Source organism: Paenibacillus sp. sgz302191 (assembly GCF_057749925.1).
On record NZ_JBYLHY010000003.1, the window covers coordinates 211,921 to 229,075 of the forward strand.

Consider the following 17,155-nt stretch of genomic DNA (forward strand, 5'->3'; position numbering starts at 1 on the left):
GGTCTTTTTTTGATGGAAGAAGAGCCTTCACCAGATCCGTGGTGCTGGGCTCTATTTATTTTCATCAGAGAAAGCGTCGGCAGACGAGTTATTCTCAAAACTTTCAAAGGAGTGTTTCGTATGGATTGGTTGTCAGTCGGATTTTTGACCTCATTAATCAGCATCGTCCTCATTGACTTGGTGCTCGCGGGGGACAACGCCATCGTCATCGGTATGGTCGCCCGCAATCTGAAGAAAGAAACGCAGAAAAAAGTGATTATTTGGGGAACCGTCGGCGCAGTCGCCATTCGCGCTCTGGCAACCCTCGCCGTCGTAAGCCTGTTGAAAATTCCCGGCCTGCTGCTGGCCGGAGGAATCGTGTTGCTGTGGATCGCCTACAAGCTGCTTGCCGACAAAAAAAATCATGAAGACATCAAAGCCAAAGATAGCATATGGGCGGCCATTCGCACGATCATTATAGCGGACGCCGTCATGGGGCTGGACAATGTCATCGCCGTCGCCGGAGCCGCTCACGGCAGCTTCGCCCTTGTCGTTATCGGACTCTTGGTCAGCGTCCCGATCGTCGTCTGGGGCAGCACATTGTTCATCACCTGGGTTGAAAAATATCCGTCCATCATATACATCGGTTCCGGCGTGCTCGCCTTGACAGCCGGCAAAATGATTACCGGCGAATCGTTCCTCGCCCCGTATTTTGCAGCGAATCCGCTCAGCAAATGGCTGCTCATCGCACTTCTGATCGCTGCGGTGCTTGCCGCCGGGAAATGGTCCAAGGTGGCTGGCTATCTCGTTGAAGTGGGAGACCGCGGACAGCTCAAGCTGCCGAAAGAATTGAGCGAACAAGCCCAGATCGAGGCGGAAGACCGGTTCACGGTAAAAATGGACGCCCGCGGCAAGCTGGTGCTCGTCAAAACCGGCTCCGTCCAAGAACCCGAAGACGGCATGCCGCATGCGGGCTAGAACATAACAGCCCCCTCGGTCCTGCTGTCAACCTTTTGCTTCTCTCAAAACGGCTGAGGCTGTCCGGCGAGAAGCGGCCTTTAATGGAATCCGCTGCGTCTTGAGCAAGCCTCCGCCGCCCCCATGGGCTTGACGTGTTGCTCCGTGCTGCTCATATCACCGGGCTGAAAAAGGAATTTGCCTGCGGACAGCGAACATACTTTAAGGAAAAGATATCCTTATTACATTCCAATTACAGACAAGGATGATTCCTTATGACCGAATCAGGCTCGATCCTCACTTTTGTGATCGTTTCCTTCTGCCTGGCGATTATATTGATTATGACAAAAGATACGCTGCCGGCCCGGATGAAAAGAGCCCTGGCGCTGCTTGCGATCGTCATGGTGTCCGCATCGTTCGTGCTCATCATGCTAAGTTTTTTTGGCGTCGGCATGTAAATTTACATCTTTCCAGCTTTTTCTTATAATCATATTTACATAGGCTAACGGTCATACTAGGTGAAAACCATCTTATGGGAATTTGCGTAAGGCAATCCCGAAGGTGGAACTATCCCGGGAGCGTGACCGCTATGCGCTGGATTTGTGTGACTGCGGCCGTGGGGCTCCTTTTGGGCGCCGTGCCTGCAGCCGATTCACCCGCTTATGCTCTGGATTTACCCCATTTTTTACATAAGGACAGGAGGGCTCCGATGAATCAAGTACTGGAACGTAAAAATGTGCCGGCCGAGCACCGATGGAATTTGGAGGATTTATTCCCTAATCAGCAGGCCTGGGATCAGGAATTTCAAAAAGTGAAGGATTCTCTTGGCAAAATCAGCGCCTTCCAAGGCAAATTAAACGATTCGTCGGCTGTGAAGCAATGCTTTGAGCTGGAAGACGAAGTTTCTTTAATGACGGAAAGGCTGTACGTATACGCCAACATGAAGCATCATGAAGATACGGCAGAGTCTACCTATCAGGCTTTATCCGATAAAGCGAAAAAAATCAGCGTCGAAGTGGGAGAAGCGCTTTCGTTCATTTCGCCGGAGATTTTAAGCTTAAGCGAAGATCAGTTGAAAAAGCTGGTCAATGATCCGGCCCTCGCTTTTTACAAAGACACGCTCGATGAAATGATCCGTCAAAAGCCGCACACGCTTTCCAAAGAGCAGGAAGCTCTGCTTGCCCAAGCGGGCAATATGGCCGGCGCGCCGAGCACGATTTTTGGCATGCTGAACAATGCGGATATGAAATTCCCGAAAATCAAAAACGAAAACGGCCAGGAAGTCGAACTGACCCACGGCAGTTACATCCAATTCCTGGAAAATCGCAACCGCGACGTGCGAAAAAACGCTTTTGAGGCCGTATACTCGACCTACCGCAGCCAAAAGAACACGATTGCCGCGACGCTCAGCGCGAACATCAATAAAAACATTTTTTACGCAAAAGCCCGCAAATACCCTTCCGTACTGGAATCGTCCTTGTTTGGCGACAACATCAAGAAGGAAGTTTACACGAACCTGATCAGCACGATCCACGACTCCCTGCCGCAGCTGCACCGTTACCTGAAACTGCGCAAAAAGCTGCTGAAAGTCGATGAGCTGCACATGTACGACTTGTTCGCCCCTCTGGTCGAAGAGTTCAAGATGGACATCACGTACCAGCAGGCGAAGGAAGAAATCATGAAAAGCCTGGCTCCGCTCGGCGACAATTATTTGCGCATCCTGCAGGACGGCTTCGACAACCATTGGATCGACGTGTACGAGAACAAAAATAAACGCAACGGCGCTTACAGTTGGGGCGCATTCGGCACGCATCCTTACGTTTTGCTGAATCATAAGGATAACCTGAACAGCATGTTCACATTGACGCATGAGATGGGGCACGCGATTCATTCGTATCTGTCGGATGAGAACCAGGCTTACCGTTATGCGCAGTACACGATTTTCCTCGCGGAAGTCGCATCTACGCTGAACGAAGCGCTGCTGATGGACTATTTGCTGAAAAAAGTAACCGATCCGAAGGAAAAGCTGTACCTGCTCACCTATTATGCCGATCAGTTCCGGACGACCGTGTTCCGTCAGACGATGTTTGCCGAATTCGAAATGATTACACACGATAAGGCGGAGCAAGGCGAATCGCTCACTCCGCAGGAATTCAGCGAAATTTATTACGGCCTCAACAAGCTGTATCACGGCAGCGACATGGTCGTCGATCAGGACATCGAGATGGAATGGGCCCGCATCCCGCATTTCTATAACAGCTTCTACGTATACAAATACGCGACGGGCTTTTCTGCGGCGACGAGCTTTGCCAAGCAAATTTTGGATGAAGGGCAGCCTGCCGTAGATCGCTACCTCGGTTTCCTGAAAAGCGGAGGCAGCGACTACTCCTTGAATATTTTGAAGCGCGCGGGCGTCGATATGTCGACTCCGGAGCCGATCAAGCAGGCTATGAGCGTATTCAGCTCCCTCCTCGATCAAATGGAAGAACTGACCAAATAATAATTAAAAAGGTTGAAGGCAGCAGCTTTCAGCCTTTTTCTCTACGGAGAGGAAGAGAAGCCGATGAAAACGCAGTGGGTACTGATTTGCATGCTCATTTTTGCCCTTATTACGGCTATTTTTGCCGTAATCAATGTAGGTTCGGTCGAAGTGAACTTTTTGTTCGCCCAGACGAGCGTACCTTTGATCATTGTTATTTTAACGTCCACTCTGCTTGGCGGCTTTATCGTCGGCCTGTTCGGCATCATCCGCCAATACAAGCTGCAGCGGAAAGTCAAGCAGTTGGAGAAGCAGTTGCTGGAAAGCACGGCGATTGCAGCCGCACCCGCAGCGGGAGAAGCACTGCCGGAACAAGCGCTGCCGGAAAGCGCCAGTCCGACGATTCATTAGGAGTCTGCCCGACGGACGCGGAGTTCATCGGACAGACCTCCGAACACAAACAACCCTGCCTCCGGATGCGGAAAATAGGGTTGTTTTGTTTGTATGCGTGAATTACAATGTACAAAGGAACGATGCCCACTTTTGGAAAGCGAGGAAACTCATGACTGCCGTCATTGTCGTATCTATTCTAATCGTATTAGGGATGCTGGGCCTGCTCATCTGGGTCCTGAATAAAGCCTACTCCCGCAAGGACGAATAAATATCGCACCTTCACCATAGCGCAAATAACACCAGAGAAACGGCTCCTCCAGCTAACGAACTGATGGCATTCACAGCATCGTTCGTCATCCAGCGTATGCCGCGGGCATGATCGGCTTTTCGCTCGCAGTGGATATGTTTTTCCATGACTTGTCCGCAGACGGTGCAGCGATACATCACCTGCAGTACTGCACCAAGCCAAGAGTCAGCTAGCGAACCGAGCAGCCCGGAGACAGCGCCAATCCCCGACAAAGCCAGCAGCGGACTTGCGCGGCCGCCCAACAAGTGATGCTGCCCGCCGAACGGTTCGCCGAATCCCGCCAACAGCGCGGCAACCGCCCCAATGAACAAGCCTCCCAATACGGAAGCGCCCAGCCCAAGTCCTGTAATGCCGCCCGAAGTGCCTGCCGCAACCCGTTTGCCGGTAATGATCGAGCGCGGCCGTGCACGGCTTAACCCTCCGATTTCCGTCGCCCAAGTATCGGCGTTAACGGTCGCCATCACACCGACGAACAAAGCCCACCACATCGGATCAGGCCAAATCGCGTTTGCCATGCAAAGCAGCAAGCCCAGCCCTCCGTTGGCCGCAACCTGCCCGGCGTCTCTGCGGCCGCTTTTGGCATAGCCGCTCTCTGCCGCTGCTTTGCGGGCCCGCTTCAGCTTGGACAGCAGCGTGGAAGAGAGGAAAAATGCGATCAGCGTCCCAAACCACGCCGCGTTCCCGAGCGCATACATTACGGTTCCGAGCGCAACCGCAGCCAGGAAGCCGGAGGCGGACAAGGAACGCTTCCAGTAAGCCGCCCCCGCTATAACAAAGCTGCCGGCAAGCCCCAACGCCCACTCCACAATCATGTGCGAATCTCCTTTATTTTCAATATCCATTAATTCATTTACACACATTGTAGCATACGCGCTCATCATTCTGCATGCCAAGAGAGCGCAACCTTTTATTCGACAAAATCTTTCCAAACTTATTGAAACGACGGCAGGAAGTTCGCTGCCCTATGAGGAATATATGTTAGACGACGAAGGGGATGGCAAGGAGGTCACCATGGAACACGAACGATTCGATTCGGGAAGCCGTTTGAAAAGAGATTTGGAGCCGCAGGAGATGCTCCGCGTTATTTTTGATTATGCGGCCAAAATAGCGAACGAAAGAAGCCTGGACAATATGCTGATGCTGATGGCGGATATGGGCCGTGAGATGATCGTCTCCGACCGCTGTACGGTATGGCTTCTCGATAAAAATAAAGATGAGCTGTGGTCCAAAGTCGCCCACGGCGTCGACGAAATTCGCGTTCCCGGAACGGCGGGACTCGTCGGCTACGCGGTTACATACGGCAAAGCGGTATTCATCGACGATGCTTATACGAACGAAGAATACAAACAATTTCTTGTGAACGGCGCCCTGCGTACGGACAAACAAACGGGGTACCGGACCAAAGCGCTTATGGTTATCCCTTTCCGGAATAACGATGGCGAGATTATGGGCGCTTACCAGGCGATCAACAAGCTGACGCCCAGCGAGCAATTTTCCGATAAAGACATGGAATATTTGACGCTCGCCGCCTCGTACGCCGGCAAATCCCTGGAATCTGCGCTGCTTGCGCACGAAATCGAGGAGACGCAAAAGGAAATCATTTTCACGATGGGCGAAATCGGCGAAAGCCGTTCCAAAGAAACGGGCAACCATGTCAAGCGGGTCGCGGAATATTCCTATATTCTCGCGCAGGGGCTCGGAATGAGCACGCTTGAAGCCGAGCTGCTGAAAATGGCATCCCCGATGCACGACATCGGCAAAGTGGCCATCCCGGACGAGGTGCTCAAAAAACCGGGCAAGCTGACGGACGAAGAGTTCAAGATCATGCAATCGCACACTAACATCGGCTATAACCTGCTGAGAAACTCCAAGCGGCCTATTTTGCAAACGGCTGCGATCGTCGCTTACGAGCATCACGAAAAATGGAACGGAGCCGGTTATCCGCAAGGGTTGAAGGGCGAGGACATTCACATCTACGGCAGAATTACCGCGGTTGCGGACGTCTTCGACGCTTTGGGGAGCGAAAGGGTCTACAAAAAAGCGTGGGATTTGGAGCAGATTTTAAACCTGTTTAAAGAGGAGCGCGGCAAACATTTCGATCCGCGGCTCGTAGACGTTTTATTCGAGCAGCTGCCTTCCATTTTGCATATCCGCGCTCTTTATTCGGACACCAATCCGGTTAACGGATCGGATTAATCGCGGTGGCGGCGCGCCAAGTCAGGTCCCGTGCGCACACGTATGCGGCTTGGCAGCACCTGGCAGCCCGGAAACGCGCGAAAAACAACTCGGTCGCCGAGAGCTGACGAATCTGCTTCTACTTGGCATCGTGGAACAGCTGAATTCACGCAGTGCAGTACTACGCGCTGGGCGCTACGCGCGGTGCGTCGCAGAAAAGACTGCAAAAGTCAGCGTGTTGAAAAAGCCGCCCGCCGCCTGGCGGAGCCGGTGTATGCGCGTCAACGCGCGAAAAAACCTGCAAAAATACATCTTTTTGCCGCTTGATGCCCCGCATTCGGGAAATTCCTGCAAATCTGCAGGTTTTCAGCCAACACTTAAGGTTTAGCCGCCCTATGGTGGAAAATTCCTGCACTTTTGCAGGCTTTACCCTAAAACGAAGCGATATCGCCGAAAAAGCCTGCACTTTTGCAGGCTTTTTGAACATTATTAGTGATGTGGGAGCCCCAACAGGCTTTCTAAACGTTATCAGAAATGTGGGGGGCACAGCAGACTTCCTAAACCTTATCAGCGATGTGGGAACCCCAGCAAGCTTTCTAAACCTTATCAATGATGTGGAACCCCAGCAGGCTTTCTAAACGTTATCAACGATGTGGAGCCCCAGCCGGTGGTGGTCCGGATCGATGGACAGACTGCAGCGGTGGTATTGAGACCGTCGATTGTCGAATCACGAAAATTTTGCCGTTTTGCCGCTCTGAGTGATTCGAAAGTCTCCAAAATGCCGCTGCATCCGCGTCCCCGAGCCCAAGCCCTTCCGCCAAATTGCAATCGGACTCTATTCCTCTGTCGTTACTGTAATGGCGCCGAACGATTCTTCTCCCCACAGCAGCTCCAGGCGGTCGCCGTTATGTACGGGGCCGACGCCCTCCGGCGTGCCTGTGTAAATAATGTCGCCCTCTCCGAGCCCGAAGTTCCGGGCGATGAAATCGACGATCGTTTGCAGATCGAAAATCATTCTGTTTATATTGCCGTTTTGCACGGTGCTGCCGTTGATCCGAAGCTGGAAATTCGTTTCCCGCAACGCGCCGACTCCCGGAAACGGTCTGAATTCGCTGATCGGCGCAGATCCGAGGAACCCTTTTGCAGGCAGCCATGGGGCTCCTTTTTTCTTGATCACGCTCTGTACGTCTCGAAGTGTAAAATCGATGCCCAAAGCGTAACCGTCCACAAGCTCGTCCACGGTGATCCCCTGCACGTACGGCTTGCCGATATGTATGACCAATTCCGCCTCGTAATGAATTTCCCCTTGATTGCCAGGAAGCTGAACTTCGCCTGCGGACAGTTCGACCAAAGCATGCGTCGGCTTCGTAAAAATCATCGGCTGATCGGGAATGTCGTTGCCCAGCTCAGCTGCGTGCGCTACATAATTGCGCCCGACACAGTATACATTGCGGACCGTATTTTTCATCTTGCATGCTCCTCTTTCTATTTTTGGATCACATTGCCCTGCTCGTCAACTTTGGTTCGCAGCGTCTTCGATATTTGCGTAAGCCGCTCGAACAGCTTGGCCCCGTCCATGGCATTCATCGGAGTGGGCAGCGCGCCTTTCGTAAGCACCGGCACCAAATGGACGTCGCACTGCTTGTCTTTGGAGCAAGACGCTTCAAGAATCGCGGTTTCCCACGTTTTTGAAATATCGTTGGTCGTAAAAACAAAATTGCCCAAGCTGTAAGCGATCCACTTGCCATTGTAATTCTCAAAGCCCTGCATAACGTGCGGGTGGCTGCCGACGACCAGATCGGCCCCGGCATCGATGTAGCGATGGGCCAGATCCTTTTGATTTTTGTCCGGGTTGTCCGCCCGTTCTACGCCCCAATGCGCGACGACGACGACCAGATCCGCCTGTTCCTTGGCCTTCTGAATGGCTTCCACAGGTAGCGTGTAGCTGTAGGTTTCAGCGACGCCCGCATGATCGGGCCCGGCTTTCCATGAAGCCTCCGGAACGACACGGCTAAAACCGAGAAATGCGATTTTCATTCCCTGCTTTTCGACAATGACCGGCGCGTATGCTTCCTCTGCGTTTTTGCCCGCTCCGACGCGCTTCAAGCCTGTCTGGTCCAACGCTTCCAGTGTGTCGAGCAAGCCTTCTTGCCCGTAATCCATGACGTGGTTGTTCGCCAAGTTGACGAGGTCGACGCCCGAATCCTTAAGCGCAGGGAGCGCGTCCGGAGACGACCGGTATACGAAATCTTTGGACTGAGCGGTGCCTCGGGTCGTAACGGGCGTTTCCAGATTGGCAATCGTATAATCGGCTTTGCTCAAATAGTCCTTTACGTTCGTATATGGATAATTATAGCCATTTTGCTTTAAAATCTCTTCCACATTGCCGGCCATCATCACATCGCCGACGAAGGCGAGCTTTACAACCGAGCCTGCCGAAGAATCGTCCGGCTTGGCGGAGGCGGCGGCAGAAGGAGCAGCGGAAGCCGCAGGAGGCGGAGATGCGACATCGGCCTTCTGCGCAGGCTGCGCTTTCGGCGCTGCGCTTGCCGCCGTATCGGCAGCAGTTCGTGGCGCAGCCGTACTCACAGGCGTAGAAGCCGCTTCCAATTGCTGCTCGTGAGACGTTCGCGAGGTGATGTAGGCCGCACCTACGCCGACAGCCAAACAAGCCACAGCTGCGAGCGTTAATCCGGCGATCATTTTCATCGGTATCGGTTTGCGTTCCGACGGCCGCTGCTTTTGTTTACGGTGACGTTCAGATCTGGGTATCAAATGAGCATTCTCCTTTCCCATTACAAATTATATCAGAACAAACCCGCTCTGGGTACCGACAACAGCTTGCACTACCACATCGGCGCTCCGATATGTTATAACAGAAAGAGTGGAATCGATCAGAACGGATAAGCGGAAAGGAAACAGGACACTTGGAAAAAATTGCGATCGTATCGGATATTCACGGAAATATGCCTGCACTGGAAGCCGTACTGAGCGATATCGAAAAGCGCGGCATCAACAGAATCATTTGTCTCGGGGATCTTGTAGGCAAGGGACCGGACTCGGCGGACGTGGTTGACCGCATCCGGGAAACATGTGAGACAGTCATTCAGGGGAATTGGGACCTCGGCATCACGTATACGCAGGATTCGGAAATCGGGCTGTGGCAGCAGCGCCAACTGGGCGCTCAGCGGCTCGCATATTTGGAGCAGCTGCCTTTTTCCGTTGACCTGCCGTTAAGCGGCAAGCTGCTGCGTCTGTTCCACGCTTCCTCGAAGAACATCTTTCACAGAGTAAAGCGGAAATCGTCCAAGGAAGAGCGTCTGGCCATGTTTCAAAATACGGAAGCGACCGGAGCTCCGTCCGGTTCCAGAACGCCGGACATCGTCGGTTACGGAGATATCCACGTACCGTATTTGCTGACGATGAAAAACCCTTCCGAGGAACAATCCGCCGGACGGACGGATGATGGGCTGCTGCTGTTCAATATCGGCAGCGTGGGATGCCCCTATGACGGCATACCGCAGGCCAGCTATGCGGTCGTAGAAGGCCAGGGAAGCGGATCGGACGAGCAAACGGGCAGCGCCGCCGGATTTTCCATACAGTTTATAAGAGTACCCTACGATATCGAACGTGCTGTGCGGCTAGCCTATGCGGCGGAGATGCCGGGCGTGCGGAGATACGAGCTTGAGCTCTCCACAGCCTTGGTTCATAAGGACGTCGACAAATGAAATAACCCATCGGACTTCCGCTGCCGGCAGGAGTCTGATGGGTTTTATGCTTTATGCAAAAGCAGTCTACATGTAGCCCGCCTGCTGCTGGACAGGCTGAAACGTATGCAGCAGCGTTTTGGCCGTATGGTCGTTCATCGTCGGCACCTGGTACTGACCCTGCTGATTCATCAGCAGGAACGTGTCGTATGCGTGCTGATTCGCTGCAATCGCCCCATTCAGCAGCATTTGCCGCACGTTCGGGTCGGCGCATTCGAGCGATGCCTGCATGCCGTTTTTGGCGCAGTTTTTATGGCAGACGAGCACCGCGCTCAAAATCTGCTGATCGTTCAACCGCCCCTGCATGCCGGGGGCCGTCTGCGCCGGTTGATGCAGCCCGTACTGGATCTGCTGGGGCGTGGCGCCGCCGAAAGCCTGCATGCCCTGCGCTGCGCCGCCCTGACGGTTAGCCGCACTGTAGTCGTGCGTATAGGCGACCAATTGATCGTAGTGCTGGATCTCCGATTGCAAATGGTTCTGGATCAGATTGCGGACCTGCGGATGCTGAGCCTGCTCTGCATACAGCGAGAAATGATTGATCGTATTGATTTTTTCACACAAAATTTCATGAACTTCAACAGCTTCATGCGCACCGAACGGCATAATTTGATTTCTCCTTTGAGTTGGGGTAGTTTCTAAGGGACGAATAATCGCCAACCGTAACTTCCCCACAATTTGGAAATTATATACATGCTCAGTCACAATTACAGCTTGAAAAGAGGGATTTTTATGGTTCGCTGGCAAGTCAATTTAACCGTGCTTTGGCTAGGTCAATTTTTGGTTATGGGCGGAATGACGATGATTATGCCGTTCCTCCCTCTGTATTTGCAGGAAATGGGGATGCAGGACCCGCACCAGGTGGCGACTTGGGCCGGCATTATTTTTGCGGGCAATTTTGTCACCTCGTTCCTGTTCCAACCGATTTGGGGCGGTTTGGCGGACCGTTACGGCCGCAAGGTCATGCTGCTCCGTTCGGGCTTCGGCATGGCCGTCGTCATGACTTTGATGGGCTTTGCCACCAGCGCCTGGCAGCTGTTGATTTTGCGGATGCTGAACGGAACGATCTCCGGGTATGCGCCGGCCGCCGTCGCGCTGATGTCCACCAATACGCCCAAAGATAAAATGGGCTTCGCCATGGGAACTTTGCAATCCGGGGCCGTCGCAGGAACGATTCTGGGACCGTTCATTGGCGGGCTGCTGGCGGAGTGGATCGGCTACAGATACATTTTTTATATAACCGGGATTTTGCTTTTTGCCGCTTCGCTGTTGACATCCTGGCTGGTGAAAGAAAAATTCGACGCCAAGAGCGCTTCCGCCAAGCCGAAAGTTTCCGTTATCCAAGGCTTCGGACAGCTCAAACATATCAAACAGCTGCCCGCCCTTTACGCCGTCACCTTCGTCATTCAATTCGCCATGCTCAGCACGATGCCGCTTATGCCTTTATTCGTTGCAGAGCTGCACGGACAAACGGAAGGGCTGGCCTTCTTCGCCGGATTGGTCAGCTCCATCACCGGCTTTTCCAACATGGTCGCCTCGCCGGTGCTCGGCAAGCTGTCGGACCGGATCGGTCCGGAACGCATTTTGGCCATATGCCTTGTCGGAGCAGCCGTTCTCTTCGTACCGCAAGCGATCGTGCACAATGTATGGCAGCTGTTTGCCGCACGGTTCGGGCTCGGCATTTTCATGGGCGGCCTGCTCCCGACCGTCAATGCGCTTATCCGCAAGTATACGCCCGACGGCATGGAAAGCCGCTCCTACAGCTTCAATACAAGCGCCTTAAGCCTCGGCAATATGACGGGTCCGGTGATAGGCGGCGCGCTCTCCGGGCTGCTGAATATCCGCGAAATTTTCATCGCTTCGGCAATCGTGCTGTTCCTGAATGCTTTGTGGGTGTATAAAACGCTCTACAGTACGCAAAAAAGCTTAAAAAACGATAGCCTTTGATTCCACATTATGGTAAAATGAATTGACTGTATATTTTAGAAAGGAAGCCGTCAATGAAGCTGAACTGGCGAAAAATCGTATTTATTGTACTTTTCGCGGAACTGCTGATGGTTTACTGGAACAGCCTCGGCGGGGTTCAGACGAAAAAGCTGCCGTCTGTCAAACCCGTCGCAACCCGGCAACCCGCTCCCAATTTTACAAAAATCGAACCATGGAGTCCGAACGACCAAACCGATACAGAAATGAAACAAGCGTCTTAAAATGAAAAAAGCGCCTCTTGCAGTGGAAGTTCCATTGCTGCCAAAAGGTGCTTTTTTTGTTCGATAAATTTCGATGAAGGCTTATCTCATTTAACCATTGCCAGAGCCAGGCCGTCATAAGCAGGCAAAATCGTACTCTCCAAACGCGGGTCCGAAGCGATCAGCCGGTTGAACTCGCGCATCGCCTGAACGGAAGTTTTGTTCTCGTTCGGATTGACCACTTTGCCGCGCATCAGCGTATTGTCGCCGGCAATAATCGCCCCCGGGTTCGCAAGCGCAATCGCCTGCTCCAAATAGTTCGGATAATTGACCTTATCCGCATCGATAAAGAAAAAATCAAACCGAGAGCCTTCCTCGCGCAGCTGCGCCAAATGGTGCAGCGCCTCGCCGATCCGATATTCCACCTGCCCGCCAAAACCCGCCTCTTCGACATGCCGCTTCGCCACATCCGCAAACTCCTGCTTCAGCTCCAAAGAAACGAGCTTTCCGTCAGCTCCCAAGCCTCTGGCCAAGCAAATGCCGCTGTATCCTCCCAGCGCCCCGATTTCCAGCACGCGCTTTGCACCGGTAATTTTGACCAGCATGGTAAGCAGTCTTCCGTAACCCGGAGCGATCGAGATTTCAGGCATATTGTGCGAACGGATTCCCTCTTTTACCCGCTCCAGCTGCGCATCTTCTTCGTACAAAGCCTCCATGTAATGTTCGGCTGCATTCGTTTCCATTGGGTGGTCCTCCTTTTTGCAAGCAGCGAGTCTCACTTCCCGCCGTACATGCATTTTTTGCGTTTGTAAGTATGTACCGTTTGCCCTATACTTGATAATTGTATGAGTTTTTCAGCCGATATACAACTTGCCCCCCGAATCTGTCCGTTTGCAGCTCCGCACGGCAGACCTGAGGCCGGCATTCAAGAATAGAAAGGAATAACCGCATGTCACAACTACAACTTATTGCCACTTGCCCGATGGGGCTTGAAGCCATTGTCGCACGGGAAGTCCGTGATCTCGGCTATAACGAGGTGACGGTCGAAAACGGCCGCGTGCTGTTCAAGGGAGACGCGCTCGCGATTTGCCGGGCCAATCTGTGGCTGCGCACCGCCGACCGCATTCTCGTGCTGATGGGCCAATTTCCCGCGCTCACCTTTGACGAGCTGTTCGAAGGCACCAAAGCGCTGCCTTGGCCGGATTTCATCCCCGGCGACGCGGAGTTTCCGGTCGAAGGCCGCTCGCATAAATCCCAGCTTTCCAGCGTGCCCGCCTGCCAAGGAATCGTGAAAAAAGCGGTCGTGGAAAAAATGAAGCAGCGCTACGGCACCGAATGGTTTCCCGAAACCGGCGCGCGCTACGTGATCGAGGTCGCGCTGCTGAACGACGTGGCGACGCTGACTATCGACACGACCGGCCCCAGCCTCCACAAGCGCGGCTACCGCAAGCTTGTGACCGAGGCGCCGCTCAAGGAGACGATGGCTGCAGCGATGGTGCTGCTGAGCCGCTGGCGGCCTGAGCGGCCGCTCTACGACCCGTTCTGCGGGTCGGGTACGATCCCGATCGAGGCTGCGATGATCGGGTGGAACATTGCGCCGGGCCTCAGGCGCAGCTTTCCCAGCGAGGCGTGGGACATCGTCCCGCCCGAGCTGTGGGAGCAGGCCCGCGACGAGGCCTACGACGCTGTCCGCGACGATGTCCCGCTGGACATCGTCGGCAGCGACATCGACGGCGCAGCCATCGATGTCGCCCTGGCCGCCGCCAAGGCGGCCGGGCTGGCCAAGGAGCTCCGCTTGCGCGTGGAGCCTGTGGCCAAAGCCCGCCCGCGCGGCGACTATGGCTGCGTGATCACCAACCCTCCCTACGGGGAGAGGCTTGGTGATCCGAAAGAAGTCGAGCTGGCGCTGCGCCAGCTCGGCTCGATCACGGGGCAGCTGCCCACGTGGAGCGTGTTCGTGCTGAGCCCGAGCCAGCAGCTCGAGCACTACATGAGCCGCCGCGCCGACAAAAAGCGCAAGCTGTTCAACGGCCGGATCGAGTGCAACCTGTTCCAGTATCTGGGGCCGCTACCGCCGCGAAAACCCGCCGGATCGTTGTAACCGCCGCCGGACACGATGCAAGCCGGCGCTTGCAAAAAGACGCCTCCAAAGCGCAACCGCGCACGCAGTTCCTAGCGCTCAGATTTGCGCTGCATGACGGCGGTCGGCCGACCACCAAGTCTGCGGCGATGGGGCGTCTTTCCAGCGGATATGCCCAGCTTCGCTTTCCCGGCAATCCGCACCCGTGCTGCTGCACCGCAAGCACAATCGGGCCGCTGGCTTGCCGGCAGCGTGCGCAGGCTTTTCTCAGCCGAAATGCAGCTCCTGCTGTTCGTTGAAAATAAAGTTCTAGACTGGAGTTGTTGATCTAATGTGGTTTTTCAATTATTAATTTGGCAGCCTTCGCAAAATAAGTTTTAGACTGTTCCAATAAAGTAAGCAGCGGCGGACTAAGACGTGAAAATAAAGTCTTAGACTGCCGCTGCTGTTTCAGCCTGATATTGAACTAACATTCCCCAGTTTGCGTAACGATTAGTTAATCGAACTCTCAGTTAACATTTGATTTCGACGGAAAGTGATTGTTCCTAATGTTAAGTCAACAGAAACTCTACTACTTCAGCCTTCAGCGTTTCGTGAAATTGCACGCGATCAAAGCCGGGAGGGTCTTGCGAGGGGGGAAAGGCTGGTGAAATCATCTCAGCTGGGAAAGGAGTCAGGAAGGAATAATGTCCGGCATTCTCCACCGTCCGATAGCGAATCATTTGCGGTTCAGCAACACCATTCATGATGATCTGCGCGTGAAAAGGAAGTGCGTAAGGGTCTCGCTCGGCATCCAACATGAGAATGGGGAGCCGAACGTTGTTTAATGCTCCCTCATTACGGAACCAAACGGACGCCGGGGCTAGCAAAATCAGGGACCGGATGCGTGAATCATGAGGGATATCGATCTGCTGCGGCTTCCCATCCGGGCTCTCAGTAGGGAAGGAGGTCGGGATACCGCCAGCTGCTGCAAGCGCGGTGTAGCCCCCCATGGAATGCCCGATGACCGAATAGCCTCCCGGCTGTAGAAGACCCTTAAACCTCTCATCTTCAAAAAACCAGTCGGCTGCCATGCGAAGGTGCCGGGGGCGATAGGTGAGGTTTTGGACAGTACCTTCCAAACTATTATCATTGCGGTTATTAAATGGATGTTCGAGAAGGCCGACGATAAAGCCGCTGCGCGCCAAATGCCGAGCGAGCGACCGGTACACAAGCGGTGAACCGCCTGTACCGTGTGAAATGAGGACTAGTCTAAACTTTCCCTCCAGCGGCGCTGCGTCTCTGGCCACCTCCAACGAGTACGGCCCTAACCTATCAGTCTGTTCCGGTGCATCTGTCGGATACATCACGATCATGGGAACGGTCACCTTCAATGCGTTGTCGGTAATTTGTACCTCACAGCAACCTGCATATCCTTCAACAATGTCTTCTATTTTGTTCATCTTGATTTCTTCCTCTCCTTGAGCTACATACTCCTAATATGGCGAGCCTACGGGAATATAGATGTCTAATACCGAATCCTCGTTCATCGGTCCTAGATATCGATGGTCGTAACGCACAAACTCCGGGTAATTCGTACGAACGCTGCCTGAATGGGGTAACCAGGTTTCATAAATGTACTGGAACGTATCGTTGAGTCTCGATAATGTCCCCTTATGAGTAAAAACCGCATAAGTTACAGCTGGGAGCAGCTTAGCGACCATTCCCAAGGGAACTACACTCTCCTCGCTAGCCACCTCGACACAAGCGATATACGTGACTTCCCATTGCCTACCTGTAAGTTCAATGACCGCATAAAATATGTCTTCCGTATCCGGCTTTCGCTCAATTTCAAACAAACGCTGCCTAAAGCTCCGCCATAGCTTTCCGACTTCGTCCGAATTGACACCCGGTATCGACATGCCGACCAGATGCAGCTTATTCAGGCAGACAATAGCTGGCACGAGGGAGACGCTCTCATTCAAATGCTGTAGCCCCACTTCATCCAAAGGAAGCTTCTCCATTGCCCGGAACAGCGTGTCCTTCATGTCCCTTTGCTTTCGAAATTGTCCAGGCGAGATGGAGAACATTTTCCCAAAGGCTCGGGCGAAGGATTCCTGAGACTCGAACCGGTACAGGATGGCAATATCTATGATCCTTTGGTTGGTATAAAATAAATCGTATGCTGCTTGTGTCAATCTCCGCTTGCGTATGTACTCCGAGACGGAGTTTCTCGTAACCGATAGGAAGATCCGGTGAAAATGGTACGGCGAATAGCCCGCAGCCTCCATAACCTTGGTGCTTAATCTCTCATCGGTCAGATGATCCTCAATATAGGTAATGGCCTTGATTACCAAATCCTTGTAATTCACTTTAATGCCTCCATATCGATATACTCACTTTACGACAGATGGAACGCTCTGTTTTGATATTTTTTGCGGAATTTCACTTTACTCAACAGCTAACATTACTTTCCAAGCGCAGATAGTTTCCTGATCAGCCACACTCTTCGGTTCGCCAAAAGAGCGATCTCTGGAAATTGCTCAGTCTCGCTGGTTTTAAACAAATCTGCCCGTCCCTCGGTTAATGATGCATCGTTAGTCTAAGACTTTATTTTCCTGGTCTACATCTTTATTTTCTTAGTCTACAACTTTATTTCTTTCTACACCTGCGCGATTTTTCGCCGTCCGAATGAGCGCAGAGCAGAACTCGCCGGACCGGTGCACGATGGTTCACATTCCAGCCGTTCGTTAACTGGGGTTGCTGCTGTAAAAACTGCAAATGTGCAGGTTTTTTCGGCGAAAACCGCCAGTTTTGGAGAAAAACCTGCAAATGTGCAGGAATTATCCGCTCTGA

At 53.1% G+C, this 17,155-nt stretch carries 16 protein-coding genes and 1 pseudogene; 10 read left to right on the top strand and 7 right to left on the bottom strand.

The genetic code is table 11. The annotated features are described in order from the left end of the window. Positions 1 to 120 precede the first annotated feature (120 nt). The 4 genes and pseudogenes from AC3G2T_RS05835 to AC3G2T_RS05850 form a co-directional block, all read left to right on the top strand. Positions 121 to 759: pseudogene (locus tag AC3G2T_RS05835) on the top strand (TerC family protein); the annotation flags it as partial. 452 nt (positions 760 to 1,211) lie between these two features. Beyond that, positions 1,212 to 1,394 carry a hypothetical protein gene (locus AC3G2T_RS05840; RefSeq protein ID WP_474679460.1) on the top strand — a complete coding sequence of 61 codons (183 nt, stop codon included), beginning with the start codon at positions 1,212 to 1,214 and terminating at the stop codon, positions 1,392 to 1,394. Between the two features lie 251 nt (positions 1,395 to 1,645). After that, entirely contained in the window at positions 1,646 to 3,436 is a 1,791-nt protein-coding gene (gene pepF / locus AC3G2T_RS05845; protein WP_488434842.1) for an oligoendopeptidase F, read from the top strand. Between the two features lie 63 nt (positions 3,437 to 3,499). After that, positions 3,500 to 3,826, top strand: coding sequence for a LapA family protein (locus tag AC3G2T_RS05850; RefSeq protein ID WP_474679462.1), 327 nt, complete (start codon positions 3,500 to 3,502; stop codon positions 3,824 to 3,826). A 261-nt stretch (positions 3,827 to 4,087) separates the two neighbouring features. Here the strand turns inward: AC3G2T_RS05850 and AC3G2T_RS05855 are convergent, their stop codons facing one another. Next, complete coding sequence (locus tag AC3G2T_RS05855) at positions 4,088 to 4,927, bottom strand: DUF92 domain-containing protein (protein WP_474679463.1); 840 nt, start codon at positions 4,925 to 4,927, stop codon at positions 4,088 to 4,090. A 199-nt stretch (positions 4,928 to 5,126) separates the two neighbouring features. Between AC3G2T_RS05855 and AC3G2T_RS05860 the strand changes: the two genes are divergently transcribed. Both AC3G2T_RS05860 and AC3G2T_RS05865 read left to right on the top strand, forming a co-directional pair. Next, positions 5,127 to 6,311, top strand: a complete 1,185-nt coding sequence (locus tag AC3G2T_RS05860) for an HD domain-containing phosphohydrolase (RefSeq protein WP_474679464.1) — start codon at positions 5,127 to 5,129, stop codon at positions 6,309 to 6,311. 374 nt (positions 6,312 to 6,685) lie between these two features. After that, a complete protein-coding gene (locus AC3G2T_RS05865) occupies positions 6,686 to 6,928 on the top strand; it encodes a hypothetical protein (RefSeq protein WP_488434843.1) in 243 nt (80 codons plus the stop codon). Positions 6,929 to 7,125: 197 nt separating this feature from the next. Here AC3G2T_RS05865 and AC3G2T_RS05870 read toward each other — a convergent pair whose 3' ends face one another. Together AC3G2T_RS05870 and AC3G2T_RS05875 are read right to left on the bottom strand one after the other, a co-directional pair. After that, the gene (locus tag AC3G2T_RS05870) at positions 7,126 to 7,758 is read right to left on the bottom strand and encodes a fumarylacetoacetate hydrolase family protein (RefSeq protein ID WP_488434844.1); all 633 of its coding nucleotides are present in this window, start codon (positions 7,756 to 7,758) and stop codon (positions 7,126 to 7,128) included. 17 nt (positions 7,759 to 7,775) lie between these two features. Continuing rightward, positions 7,776 to 9,065, bottom strand: a complete 1,290-nt coding sequence (locus AC3G2T_RS05875; RefSeq protein ID WP_488434845.1) for a CapA family protein — start codon at positions 9,063 to 9,065, stop codon at positions 7,776 to 7,778. A gap of 152 nt (positions 9,066 to 9,217) precedes the next feature. Here AC3G2T_RS05875 and AC3G2T_RS05880 point away from each other — a divergent pair, with 152 nt between their 5' ends. Next, the gene (locus AC3G2T_RS05880) at positions 9,218 to 10,018 is read left to right on the top strand and encodes a metallophosphoesterase family protein (protein ID WP_474679467.1); all 801 of its coding nucleotides are present in this window, start codon (positions 9,218 to 9,220) and stop codon (positions 10,016 to 10,018) included. Between the two features lie 66 nt (positions 10,019 to 10,084). Here AC3G2T_RS05880 and AC3G2T_RS05885 read toward each other — a convergent pair whose 3' ends face one another. Further along, positions 10,085 to 10,660, bottom strand: a complete 576-nt coding sequence (locus tag AC3G2T_RS05885) for a spore coat protein (RefSeq protein WP_474679468.1) — start codon at positions 10,658 to 10,660, stop codon at positions 10,085 to 10,087. A gap of 126 nt (positions 10,661 to 10,786) precedes the next feature. Here AC3G2T_RS05885 and AC3G2T_RS05890 point away from each other — a divergent pair, with 126 nt between their 5' ends. Together AC3G2T_RS05890 and AC3G2T_RS05895 are read left to right on the top strand one after the other, a co-directional pair. Continuing rightward, positions 10,787 to 12,001, top strand: coding sequence for an MFS transporter (locus AC3G2T_RS05890; RefSeq protein WP_488434846.1), 1,215 nt, complete (start codon positions 10,787 to 10,789; stop codon positions 11,999 to 12,001). 53 nt (positions 12,002 to 12,054) lie between these two features. Beyond that, on the top strand, positions 12,055 to 12,261 hold the full coding sequence (locus AC3G2T_RS05895; protein ID WP_488434847.1) for a hypothetical protein: 207 nt from the start codon (positions 12,055 to 12,057) through the stop codon (positions 12,259 to 12,261). 86 nt (positions 12,262 to 12,347) lie between these two features. Here the strand turns inward: AC3G2T_RS05895 and AC3G2T_RS05900 are convergent, their stop codons facing one another. Further along, positions 12,348 to 12,983, bottom strand: coding sequence for an O-methyltransferase (locus AC3G2T_RS05900; RefSeq protein WP_488434848.1), 636 nt, complete (start codon positions 12,981 to 12,983; stop codon positions 12,348 to 12,350). Between the two features lie 206 nt (positions 12,984 to 13,189). On the opposite strand from AC3G2T_RS05900, the gene AC3G2T_RS05905 reads away from it, so the two are divergent. Beyond that, positions 13,190 to 14,341 (top strand): THUMP domain-containing class I SAM-dependent RNA methyltransferase, encoded by a 1,152-nt coding sequence (locus tag AC3G2T_RS05905; RefSeq protein ID WP_488434849.1) that lies wholly within the window; start codon positions 13,190 to 13,192, stop codon positions 14,339 to 14,341. A gap of 530 nt (positions 14,342 to 14,871) precedes the next feature. Here AC3G2T_RS05905 and AC3G2T_RS05910 read toward each other — a convergent pair. After that, on the bottom strand, positions 14,872 to 15,762 hold the full coding sequence (locus AC3G2T_RS05910) for an alpha/beta hydrolase family protein (RefSeq protein WP_474679473.1): 891 nt from the start codon (positions 15,760 to 15,762) through the stop codon (positions 14,872 to 14,874). A gap of 33 nt (positions 15,763 to 15,795) precedes the next feature. After that, positions 15,796 to 16,671, bottom strand: a complete 876-nt coding sequence (locus tag AC3G2T_RS05915; RefSeq protein ID WP_474679474.1) for a GyrI-like domain-containing protein — start codon at positions 16,669 to 16,671, stop codon at positions 15,796 to 15,798. Positions 16,672 to 17,155 lie beyond the last annotated feature (484 nt).